Source organism: Micrococcus sp. CH7 (assembly GCF_001595485.1).
In the GTDB taxonomy this organism is placed as follows: Bacteria; Actinomycetota; Actinomycetes; order Actinomycetales; family Micrococcaceae; genus Micrococcus; species Micrococcus luteus.
On the sequence record NZ_LOSQ01000021.1, the window covers coordinates 217941 to 228759 of the forward strand.

9 protein-coding genes are annotated in these 10819 nt (G+C 72.4%); 2 read left to right on the forward strand and 7 right to left on the reverse strand.

The window, feature by feature from the left end; translation table 11 throughout:
* The 6 genes from AUV08_RS06680 to coaE (AUV08_RS06705) all read right to left on the reverse strand — a co-directional run.
* Positions 1-270 (reverse strand): leucine zipper domain-containing protein (locus AUV08_RS06680; protein WP_157571218.1); only part of this gene is annotated, 270 nt, incomplete at its 3' end.
* Between the two features lie 158 nt (positions 271-428).
* Complete coding sequence (locus AUV08_RS06685) at positions 429-1193, reverse strand: hypothetical protein (protein ID WP_061867947.1); 765 nt, start codon at positions 1191-1193, stop codon at positions 429-431.
* Positions 1190-1828, reverse strand: a complete 639-nt coding sequence (locus AUV08_RS06690; RefSeq protein WP_044658956.1) for a SatD family protein — start codon at positions 1826-1828, stop codon at positions 1190-1192. The genes AUV08_RS06685 and AUV08_RS06690 overlap by 4 nt, the downstream gene beginning before the upstream one ends.
* A gap of 76 nt (positions 1829-1904) precedes the next feature.
* The gene (uvrB, locus tag AUV08_RS06695) at positions 1905-4034 is read right to left on the reverse strand and encodes an excinuclease ABC subunit UvrB (protein WP_041102707.1); all 2130 of its coding nucleotides are present in this window, start codon (positions 4032-4034) and stop codon (positions 1905-1907) included.
* Positions 4035-4071: 37 nt separating this feature from the next.
* Positions 4072-4719: a dephospho-CoA kinase gene (gene coaE / locus AUV08_RS06700; RefSeq protein ID WP_036315330.1), complete on the reverse strand. Its 648-nt coding sequence runs from the start codon at positions 4717-4719 to the stop codon at positions 4072-4074.
* The gene (coaE, locus tag AUV08_RS06705; RefSeq protein WP_041102705.1) at positions 4716-7085 is read right to left on the reverse strand and encodes a dephospho-CoA kinase; all 2370 of its coding nucleotides are present in this window, start codon (positions 7083-7085) and stop codon (positions 4716-4718) included. Before coaE (AUV08_RS06705) ends, coaE (AUV08_RS06700) begins: the two co-directional genes overlap by 4 nt.
* 154 nt (positions 7086-7239) lie before the next feature.
* Here coaE (AUV08_RS06705) and AUV08_RS06710 point away from each other — a divergent pair, with 154 nt between their 5' ends.
* Together AUV08_RS06710 and AUV08_RS12350 are read left to right on the forward strand one after the other, a co-directional pair.
* The gene (locus AUV08_RS06710) at positions 7240-7941 is read left to right on the forward strand and encodes a YigZ family protein (RefSeq protein WP_061867946.1); all 702 of its coding nucleotides are present in this window, start codon (positions 7240-7242) and stop codon (positions 7939-7941) included.
* A complete protein-coding gene (locus AUV08_RS12350; RefSeq protein WP_270618442.1) occupies positions 7934-9151 on the forward strand; it encodes a class I SAM-dependent methyltransferase in 1218 nt (405 codons plus the stop codon). Before AUV08_RS06710 ends, AUV08_RS12350 begins: the two co-directional genes overlap by 8 nt.
* 135 nt (positions 9152-9286) lie before the next feature.
* Here AUV08_RS12350 and rpsA read toward each other — a convergent pair whose 3' ends face one another.
* Positions 9287-10744 carry a 30S ribosomal protein S1 gene (rpsA, locus tag AUV08_RS06720; RefSeq protein ID WP_061867945.1) on the reverse strand — a complete coding sequence of 486 codons (1458 nt, stop codon included), beginning with the start codon at positions 10742-10744 and terminating at the stop codon, positions 9287-9289.
* Positions 10745-10819: the final 75 nt, after the last annotated feature.

The following is a 10819-nucleotide window of genomic DNA, read 5'->3' on the forward strand; positions in this document are numbered from 1 at the left end:
GCGGGCGGACCACTTCTCCCTGCGACGCAGGGTCTGGATCTGGGCCACCACCTCGGGGTCGAGCTGGGCGGGAGAGCGTCGTGGCCGGCAGGAGCGGTCTTGCAGTCCTGCCTCGCCCTCGGCGCGGTAGCGGGCCACCCAGGTGGCCACCGTGGGGCGGCTGACGCGGAACTCGGCGGCGACATGGGCTTGGGGGATCCCGTCGTGCAGGTGGCGGTGGACCATCCTGAGACGGCCGGTGGGGGTCAGGGGTGCGTTAGCGTGGGTCATGAGCGGGCTCTTTCCAGCGGATGGGTTGTTGAGGAACTTCCATCCTGCCGGGCGGGGCCCGCTCGTCTCATCTCAGCCCGGGCCTCGTGCCAAGAACCTCATGACCCACAACATCTAGACGGGTGCGGTCCCGCGCGCGGATGCGGGTGGGCCCGGTCTCAGGCTGCGCCGGGGGCGGTCAAGCCGAGGGCGAGCCAGACGACGACGGCGCCGGCGGCGGCCAGGCCCCAGCTGGCGAGGGAGCCGATGAGGAACTCCTCCGCGCGCGAGCCGGCTCCGCGGTCCGCCGAGATCTCCGGGAAGCGCACGATGCCCTTGGCCGCCATCAGGGCCGCGATCACCGGATAGGCCTGCGCGAGCCCCAGGACGACCATGAGCAGTCGCTCCATGGGCCCGATGTAGCGACCGCCGCGCAGGCCGTCGGCCGCGGGGTCCGTGGGCGCGGCGGACGGCACGGTCGTGGGCTCCGCCGCGGGGTCCTCCGCCTCCTCGTCGCCCCCGTCGGCGGACCGGCCCGCCAGGGCGAGGACCGCGCGGGTGACCCGGTTGCCGGTCTCGGTCAGCGCCACCGCCACCGCCGGCAGCGTGAGGGCCGGTGGCGCGGAGCGCAGGCCCGCGGGCGCCAGGGTCGACTCGAGCACGGCCACCAGGCCGACCGTGGCCACCACCGCGACCACCCCGAGCGGCCGGTCCGGGTGCAGCCACGTCCAGCCCATCAGCAGGCCGAGGGACACCAGGCCGCCGCCCACCGCGACGGCCACGCCGGTCGGCGCCAGCACGGCCACCAGCACCGCGGCGAGGACGGCGGCCACGGCCGCGCCGGCCCGGGCGAGCCACCGCCGCCGGGGGGCGGGCCAGGCGCCGGGCAGGACGGCGTCGAGCAGGTCGTGCAGCCCCAGGGCGAGCAGTGCGAGGGCGGTCACGGCGCGACCTCCGTCGCCGCGGCGGCGAGCTCGGCGTCCAGCTCGAGCAGCCGGCCGATCCCGGACCGCGCGACGGTCTGCGACACCGCGGACTGCGTGATCCGCTCCGCCCGTGCGGCCTCCGCCTGGGTCGCCCCGCCCAGCAGGGCTGCGGCGATCCGGCGTTCGCGGGCCTTGAGCCGGCCGAGGACGTGGTCGCGCAGCAGGGCGAGCCCGTCCACGGCGGCGGTGAGGGACGGGTCCGCGGCACGGAAGGCGGTCGCGGCGCCGGCGGCCCGCTCGTGCGCGTGCTCGACGGCCTCGCGGGCCCGATACCAGGCCGTGCCGTCCTCGATGCCGTCTCCGCCGGCGTCCAGGGCCCGCCGCTGCCCCAGGCCGATCCCGAAGCGCAGGTCGAGGCCCGGGGGCAGGGCGAGCGTGACGCGGACGGTCAGCCGGAGCGCGTCCGGCCAGGTGCGGTGCAGCGCCTGGAACTCGTCGCCGACGCTGGCCCAGGCGGGGCGCAGCGGCGGGACGTCCTGTTCCGCGGCCGCGAAGGCGGCCAGGATCTGCTCCTGCGCGCGCTCCCGGTCCGGGAGGGCGCGGGAGCCGACGATGTCCGCGATCACGGCCGCGACCGGGGGTGCTGCGCTCATGGCGTCACACTATCACTGATATGACGACATTCATCAGTGTTTTCATAACACCCTGGGTCGGCATCATGCCGGGTGGTCACTGCTCCCGCTTCATCTGCCGCAGCTCCTTCTTGAGCTCGCCGACCTCGTCGCGCAGGCGGGCGGCGAGCTCGAACTGCAGGTCCGCCGCCGCCTGGTGCATCTGCTTCGACATCTGCTCGATCAGATCGGCCAGGTCCTTGGCGGGCAGCGACGCCGGGTCCACCGCCGGAGCCTCGGTGCCCTCCCCTGTGGTCGCGTCCCGGTCCAGCGAGCTGAGGCCTCGGTGGCCCATGCCGAAGTCGAACCCGGACTTCACGCCGCCCATGCCCTTGAGGAAGTCGGCGGTGTCCGCGTCCTCCCGGGCCAGCTGGTCCGTGATGTCCGCGATGCGCTTGCGCAGCGGCTGGGGGTCGATCCCGTGCTCCTCGTTGTACGCGATCTGCACGGCCCGGCGCCGCTCGGTCTCGTCGATCGCCCGCCGCATGGAGTCCGTGACGTTGTCGGCGTACATGTGGACCTCGCCGGAGACGTTGCGGGCGGCGCGGCCGATGGTCTGGATGAGGGAGGTGGTGGAGCGCAGGAACCCCTCCTTGTCCGCGTCCAGGATCGCCACGAGCGAGACCTCGGGCAGGTCCAGGCCCTCGCGCAGCAGGTTGATGCCCACCAGCACGTCGAAGGTGCCCTTGCGCAGCTCCCGCAGCAGCTCCACGCGGCGCAGCGTGTCCACATCCGAGTGGAGGTACTCGACCTTCACCCCCGCCTCGAGCAGGTAGTCCGTGAGGTCCTCGGCCATGCGCTTAGTCAGCGTGGTCACCAGGACGCGCTCGTCCTTGGCCGTGCGCACGCGGATCTGCTCGAGCAGGTCGTCGATCTGCCCCTCGGTCGGCTTGACCACCACCTGCGGGTCCACCAGCCCGGTGGGCCGGATGATCTGCTCGACGTAGCCGTCCGCCTGGCCGAGCTCGTAGGCGCCCGGCGTCGCGGAGAGGTACACGGTCTGCCCGATCCGCTCGAGGAACTCGTCCCACTTCAGCGGGCGGTTGTCCATGGCCGAGGGCAGGCGGAAGCCGTGCTCCACGAGGGTGCGCTTGCGGGACATGTCCCCCTCGTACATCGCGCCGATCTGCGGGATGGTCACGTGGGACTCGTCCACCACGAGCAGGAAGTCGTCCGGGAAGTAGTCCAGCAGGCAGTGCGGGGCGGAGCCGGCGGGACGGCCGTCGATGTGGCGCGAGTAGTTCTCGATGCCGTTGCAGTAGCCCATCTGCTGCATCATCTCGAGGTCGTACGTGGTGCGCATGCGCAGCCGCTGCGCCTCGAGCAGCCTGTCCTGGGACTCCAGCTCCTGCAGCCGCTCCCGCAGCTCGTCCTCGATGGTGGTGATCGCCCGGCCCATGCGCTCGTCGCCGGCCACGTAGTGCGAGGCCGGGAAGATGTACATCTCCTCCTCCTCGCGCACCACCTGGCCGGTGAGCGGGTGCAGGGTCTGGATGGACTCGATCTCGTCCCCGAAGAACTCGATGCGCACCGCGAGCTCCTCGTACATGGGGATGATCTCCACGGTGTCCCCCCGCACCCGGAAGGTGCCGCGGTGGAAGTCGACGTCGTTGCGCACGTACTGCATCTGCACGAACCGCCGCAGGAGCACGTCCCGGTCCATCTCCGCACCGCGGCGCAGGGTGACCATCTGCTCGATGTACTCCTCGGGCGTGCCGAGGCCGTAGATGCAGGAGACGGTGGCCACCACGATCACGTCCCGCCGGGTCAGCAGCGCGTTCGTGGCCGAGTGGCGCAGCCGCTCGACCTCCTCGTTGATGGAGGAGTCCTTCTCGATGAAGGTGTCCGTCTGCGGGACGTACGCCTCGGGCTGGTAGTAGTCGTAGTAGGAGACGAAGTACTCGACCGCGTTGTTGGGCAGCAGCTCCCGGAACTCGTTGGCCAGCTGCGCCGCGAGCGTCTTGTTCTGCACCATCACCAGCGTGGGCCGCTGGAGGCGCTCGACGAGCCACGCCGTCGTCGCCGACTTGCCCGTGCCGGTGGCGCCCATCAGGACGACGTCCTTCTCCCCCGCCTCCACGCGCTCGGCGAGCTCGGCGATGGCCTTCGGCTGGTCACCGGAGGGCTGGTAGGGGGAGATGACCTCGAACGGGGCGACGACGCGGTTGATCTTCTGGGCCAGGCTCATGGCAGAACCCTACGTCGCGCCCCGGACACCCCGGCGGTCAGTCCGCCGAGGGCTCAGCCGCGCCGGGGGCGAGGAACCGGTCCCACACCTGGTTCGCCACGGACGCGAGCCGCTCGAGGTCGGCGTCGTTGACGATGACCACGTCCGCGACGGCGCGCCGCTGCTCGTCCGTGGCCTGGGCCGCGATCCGCGCCTCGGCGTCCGCGCGGCTCATGCCGCGGTCCTCCACCATCCGGCGCAGGCGCTCCTCGAGCGGGGCCTCCACCACGATCACGAGGTCGAACGCGTCCGCCTGCCCGGTCTCCACCAGCAGCGGCACGTCCTGGACCACGACGGCGTCCGGCCCGGCCTCGGCGACGATGCGCCGGGCCGCAGCCCGGATCCGGGGGTGCACGATGCGGTTCAGGCGCTGTCGGGCGCCCTCGTCCCCGAAGACGATGCGGGCCATCTCGACGCGGTCGAGCTCACCGTCCGCGGTGATGACGCGGTCCCCGAACTCGTCCTGGACGGCGGCCAGCCCGTCGGTGCCCTTCTCGAGGACCAGCCGGGCGAGGGCGTCCGAGTCCACCAGGAGCGCGCCACGCTCCTGCAGGACACGGGCCACCGCGGACTTGCCGGCGGCGATCCCGCCGGTCAGGCCCACATGGACGCGCGGCCGTTCGGCCACCGGGTCGGTCTCGGTCATACGCGCTCTCCTCGGGCGGCCTCGAGCTGAGGCTGGATCTTGGCCTCCCAGTATGCCCGGACGGCCTCCTGCAGGTCCTCGAGCGAGCCGTCGTTCTCGATCACGGTGTCCGCGATCTCGGCCCGCTCCTCGTCCGCCGCCTCCTCGTCGATGAAGGCCCAGGCCCGCTCGCGGGTCATGTCGTGGGACTCCATGAGCCGGGCGACGCGCACCTCGGCGGGAGCGGAGACGGCCAGCACCTGGTCGAAGTCCTGTCCGGAGCCGGTCTCGGCCAGCAGGGCCAGGTCGACCACCAGCACGGAGTCCTCGCCGATCTCGCGGGCCCGGCGGTTCGCCTCGTCGCGCACCGCCGGGGAGACGATCTCGTACATGCGCGTCCGGGCGGTCGAGCTCTCGGTGGTGAGCCGGTTGAGGGTGCGCGCGTCCAGGGTGCCGTCCGCGCGGACGATGTCCTCGCCGAAGACCGAGCGGAGCTCCTCGAGCACGGGGTTGCCGGGCACGAGGATCTCCCCCATCAGGTCGTCGAACTCCACGACGACGGCGCCCAGCCGCTCGAGCTCCGCGCCGACCTCGGTGCGGCCCGCGGCGATGCCGCCGGTCAGGCCGACGGTGACGAGGGCCTTGGCCGCGTCGATGCGCTGCTGGTGCCACGTCTTCGGGGTGTGCGTGTCGTTCTCCGGCTCGGTGCCGACCTCGAACTCGGGGCGGATCACGAAGTCCGAGACGTCCACGCCGTCCTCGGTGGCGCGGCGGCGGTACTCCTCGACCGGCAGCACCTGCTTCCACTGGCGGGTCCGCATGGGCCGCGCGGCACCCGCGTCCTCGCGCAGGGCCTGCAGCAGCAGTGCGGCCTGCGTGACGGTGATGAGCAGGATGGGCAGGCCGATCACGATGATGACCTCCTGCAGCGCCGCCAGGCCGTTCTCGCCCGCGGTGAGGATGATGGCCGCGCAGACCGCGCCGATGGACACGGCCCAGAACACGGACTGGCGGCGGGGCGCGGCATCCTCGTGGCCATTGGCCATCGCGTCCATCACGAGCGCGCCCGAGTCGATCGAGGTGATGAAGAACAGCGTGATGACCACGAGCGCCACGACCGCGGCCACCGTGTAGAGCGGCGTGCCCTGCAGGTGCTGGAACAGGGCGGCCTGGACGTTGCCGTCGGTGACGATCGTCTGCGTGAGGTCACCGCCCTGGCCCGGCGCCGGCGCGGTGGCGCGGTCCGACTGGAACGCGGAGTAGCCGTAGATGCCCATCCAGATGATGACGAACGCCGTGGGCAGGCCGAGGCCGGCCATGATGAAGGAGCGGATGGTGCGGCCGCGTGAGATGCGGGCGAAGAACATCCCCACGAAGGGCGCCCACGTCACGGTCCAGGCCCAGTAGAAAACGGTCCAGTCACCGGACCACTGGCCCGAGTTGTACGTGTCGTTGTAGGTGGAGAGCACGGGCAGCATGGAGGCGTACTCGCCGATCGCCTGCACGGTGCCGCGGATGACGTCCATGCTGGAGACGGCCCACATCAGGACGTACACGAGCAGGGCGATCGCCAGCAGGATGTTGGCGTAGGACAGCCGCTTGACGCCCTTGTCCATGCCGACCAGCACGGAGGCCGTGCCCACGGCGGTGACGACGGCCAGGATGAGCGCCTGGACCCAGCCGGCCACGGGGGTGCCCAGCACGTAGTTCATGCCCGCGTTGATCTGCAGGGCGCCCAGGCCCACGGACACGCCGAGGCCGAACACGGTGGAGACCACGGCGATGATGTCGATCGTCTTGCCGATGGGGCCGTGGATGCGATCGCCGAGGAGGGGCTGGAAGGCGGAGGACACGCGCGGGGGCAGCTTGCGCTTGTACGTGAAGTAGCCGAAGCACAGGCCCGGGACGAGCAGGATCGCCCACATGTGGATGCCGAAGTGGAAGTTCGCGATCGCCATGGCCTCCGAGGCCGCGCGGTCGGAGAACGGCTCCGTCCCCGCCATGGGCGGGTTGGCGTAGTGGTTCATCGGCTCCGCGATGCCCCAGAACATCAGCACCGCGCCGACGCCGGCGGCGAACATCATGCCGAACCAGGTCAGGCCGGAGTACTCCGGCACCGCGTCGTCGTCGCCGAGCTTGACCCGGCCGTACCGGGTCACGGCGAGGATGAACAGGAACGCCACCAGCAGGGTCAGGCTGAGGGTGTAGATCCAGCCGACGTCGTAGCGCAGCCAGCTCGAGACCACGCCGAAGGCCGCCTGGACCGGGCCAGGGAACAGGCCCATCGCGGCGGTGAAGAGCACGACCGCGGCGGCCGAGCCGAAGAAGATCGCCGGACTCGTGCGGAGCCCCAACGTGTCGTGCAGGCGAGTGAGCGGGGAAGTCATGAGTCTCCCGGGACAGGGTCGTGGGAGGCCCGCGGCGGCACGCGTGCTCGCTCACCGGTGGGCCGGTGCCGGGTGGCACGGTCTTCCACTGTACCGAAGCTCACGTCCGGGCTCGACGGCGTGCCCGTCCTCGGCCAGCCCCTAGGGTGGGGTCATGCCCGATCCCGCCCCCGCCCCGACCGCGCGCTGCACGGTCCTGCCGGCGTCCGCCCGCGACCCCGACGGCTGGCTGGAACGGGAGGTGGAGATCCGCCGCAGCCGCTTCCTCACCTACCTCGGGCGCGTCGAGGACGAGGCGCAGGCGCGCGAGATGGTCGCCGTCCTGCGGCGCCGGCACCACGACGCGCGGCACGTGTGCAGCGCGTTCGTCCTCGGCCCCGCCCGGGACCGGATGCGCTCCAGCGACGACGGCGAGCCCGCCGGCACGGCCGGCGTCCCCATGCTCGAGGCCGTCCTCCAGCGCGAGACCGCGCCGGGCCGGACCGACCTGACGGACGTGTGCGCCGTCGTCGTGCGCTGGTTCGGGGGGATCAAGCTGGGCGCCGGGGGCCTGGTGCGCGCCTACTCGGACTCGGTGTCCGGGGCACTCGACGCCGCCCCGCTGCGCACCCGCTCCCGGCTGGCCCTGCTCGCGGTGGAGGCGCCCCACACCGACGCCGGCCGGTGGGAGAACGAGCTGCGCGCGGCGGGCGTGTCCGTGCTGGAGGCGAGCTACGGCGCCGCGGGGGTCCGCCTGACGGTCGGCGTGCCGGACACCGAGGAGGACCGCGCGGTGTTCGCGGCGCGGCTCGCGGACGTCACGGCCGGCGCGGGCCATGCGGAACGGATGGGAGAGGACTGGGTGGACCATGAGTGAACCGCTGCCCCGGGGGGTCACCCCCGATGTCGCCCGCGGCGGGCTGCCGGACGACCTCACCGCGGGCGTGGACTTCGCGGCGCTGGACCGGTGGCCGCTGCCGCCCGAGCCCGACCGTCAGGCCCACGACGCGGCGGACCTGCTCCTGCTCGACACCCTGGCCGGATGGATCGCGAGCGGGCACGTCCCCGGCCCGGTGGCCGTGCTGGAGGACCGGCACGGCGCCCTGACCCTGCCCCTGCTCACGGCCGGTCACGACGTGCGGGTCCACCAGGACGACGCCTCCGCCGAGCGCTCGCTGGACGCGAACCTCGCCGCGTGGCGCGCCTCCGGTCGCCTCGGCGGGGAGACGGGCGAGCTCGAGCGGACGGCCACCCCCGAGGAGGCGGCCCGGGGAGCCCGGACGGTCCTGTTGCCACTGCCGCGCTCCATCGACGAGCTCGACCGGCTGTCCCGGATCGTGGCGGCCGCCGCCGACCCCGGCGTGGTCCTGCTGGCCGGCGGCCGCGACAAGCACATGAGTCCGCGCATGAACGCGGTGCTCGGCGCGGCGTTCGAGGACGTCGTCGCCGGACGGGGACGCCGCAAGGCGCGCGTGCTCACGGCCCGGGGCCCACGTCCCGGCGTGACCCCCCGGCCGCCGGAGGAGGCCGACCGCGACGTCCCCGGCGTGGGGCGCCTGCACCTGGTGGCCCACGCCGGCACCTTCGGCGGAGCCGCCGCCGACCCGGGCACCCGTCTGCTGCTCACCTCGCTCGCCGACGACCCGCGCCCGCCGGGGCGCGCCGTGGACCTGGGGTGCGGCAACGGGCTGCTCTCGGTCGGGGCGGCGCGGCTGTGGCCGCACGTCACCGTGCTGGCCACCGACCAGTCCGCCGTGGCGGTCGCCTCGACGCTCGCCACGGCCCGCGCGAACCGCGTGGCGGACCGCGTCCGGGCCGTGCGCGACGACGCCCTGACCACGTGGCCGGACGGGACGGAGGAGTGCGTGCTCCTGAATCCCCCGTTCCACGACGGCAACGCCGTGGACCCCTCCGTGGCGCACCGGCTGGTGGCGGCCGCGGCGCGGGTGCTGGAGCCGGGCGGCCGGCTGTGGTGTGTCTGGAACTCGCACCTGCGGTATCGGCCGATGTTGGAGGAGCTCGTCGGGCCGTCTCGGCAGACGGCGCGCGACCGCACGTTCACCGTGACGGTCTCCGAGCGCCGCTGAGCGCGGCCGTCGGGTCCCGTCCGCTCCCCCACGGCCAGCCCCCCGGGACGCGACGACGCCCCGCCCCTCCGGAGGGAGGGACGGGGCGTCGGGTGCTCGGCGCGGGCCGTCAGGGACGGTCACGCACCGCGGCGATCAGTTGCCGGTGAGCTTCTCGCGCAGGGCGGCGAGGGCCTCGTCGGAGGCCAGGGTGCCGCCGTCCGAGGACGGCGCCTCGGAGGAGTAGGACGAGCCGCCCAGGCTCGCACCGGCGTCGGCGCCGGCGGTGGCCTCCTCCTGGAGGGAGCGGCGCACCTGCTCCTTGTGGGCCTCCCAGCGGGCCTGAGCGTCGCCGTACTGCTGCTCCCAGGCGGCGCGCTCGGCCTCGAAGCCCTCCATCCACTCGTTGGTCTCGACGTCGAAGCCCTCGGGGTACTTGTAGTTGCCCTCCTCGTCGTACTCCGCGGCCATGCCGTAGAGCGCCGGGTCGAACTCGGTGCCCTCGGGGTCCACGCCCTCGTTGGCCTGCTTGAGGGACAGGGAGATGCGGCGACGCTCGAGGTCGATGTCGATGACCTTGACGAACAGCTCGTCGTTGACCGACACGACCTGCTCGGCGGTGTCGATGTGGCGCGAGGCCAGCTCCGAGATGTGCACGAGGCCCTCGATGCCGTCCTCCACGCGGACGAACGCGCCGAACGGCACGAGCTTGGTGACCTTGCCCGGCACGACCTGGCCGAGGGCGTGGGTGCGGGCGAAGAGCTGCCACGGGTCCTCCTGGGTCGCCTTCAGCGACAGGGAGACACGCTCGCGGTCCATGTCCACCTCGAGGACCTCGACGGTGACCTCCTGGCCCACCTCGACGACCTCGGACGGGTGGTCGATGTGCTTCCAGGACAGCTCGGAGACGTGCACGAGGCCGTCCACGCCGCCCAGGTCCACGAAGGCGCCGAAGTTGACGATGGAGGACACGGTGCCGTTGCGGACCTGGCCCTTCTCCAGCTTGTGGAGGAAGTTGGAGCGGACCTCGGACTGGGTCTGCTCGAGCCAGGCGCGGCGGGACAGGACCACGTTGTTGCGGTTCTTGTCCAGCTCGATGATCTTCGCCTCGAGCTTCTGGCCGATGTAGGGGGCCAGGTCGCGCACGCGGCGCATCTCCACGAGGGAGGCCGGGAGGAAGCCGCGCAGGCCGATGTCGAGGATGAGGCCGCCCTTGACCACCTCGATGACGGTGCCCTCGACGACGCCGTCCTCCTCCTTGATCTTCTCGATGTCGCCCCAGGCGCGCTCGTACTGGGCGCGCTTCTTCGAGAGGATCAGGCGACCCTCCTTGTCCTCCTTGGTGAGGACCAGGGCCTCGACGGTGTCGCCCACGGCCACGACCTCGTCCGGGTCCACGTCGTGCTTGATGGACAGCTCGCGGGACGGGATGACGCCCTCGGTCTTGTAGCCGATGTCGAGCAGGACCTCGTCGCGGTCCACCTTGACGACGGTGCCCTCGACGAGGTCGCCATCGTTGAAGTACTTGATGGTCGCGTCGATGGCGGCGAGCAGGTCCTCGGCAGAGCCGATGTCGTTGATGGCGACCTGCGGGGCGTTGGAAGTGGTGGTCATGTAGGAGGGACTCCGTTGGGATCGGGGGTCACGTCGGGATCGATGCCGCCGGTGGGCGGCATCCGGGCACCAGAG

Excerpts from the sequence above, each read along its gene's own strand:
- AUV08_RS06690 (WP_044658956.1), bottom strand. The coding sequence starts at position 1,828 with ATGAGCGCAGCACCCCCGGTCGCGGCCGTGATCGCGGACATCGTCGGC.
- uvrB (WP_041102707.1), bottom strand. The coding sequence starts at position 4,034 with ATGAGCCTGGCCCAGAAGATCAACCGCGTCGTCGCCCCGTTCGAGGTC.
- coaE (WP_036315330.1), bottom strand. The coding sequence starts at position 4,719 with ATGACCGAGACCGACCCGGTGGCCGAACGGCCGCGCGTCCATGTGGGC.
- coaE (WP_041102705.1), bottom strand. The coding sequence starts at position 7,085 with ATGACTTCCCCGCTCACTCGCCTGCACGACACGTTGGGGCTCCGCACG.
- AUV08_RS06710 (WP_061867946.1), top strand. The coding sequence starts at position 7,240 with ATGCCCGATCCCGCCCCCGCCCCGACCGCGCGCTGCACGGTCCTGCCG.
- AUV08_RS12350 (WP_270618442.1), top strand. The coding sequence starts at position 7,934 with ATGAGTGAACCGCTGCCCCGGGGGGTCACCCCCGATGTCGCCCGCGGC.
- rpsA (WP_061867945.1), bottom strand. The coding sequence starts at position 10,744 with ATGACCACCACTTCCAACGCCCCGCAGGTCGCCATCAACGACATCGGC.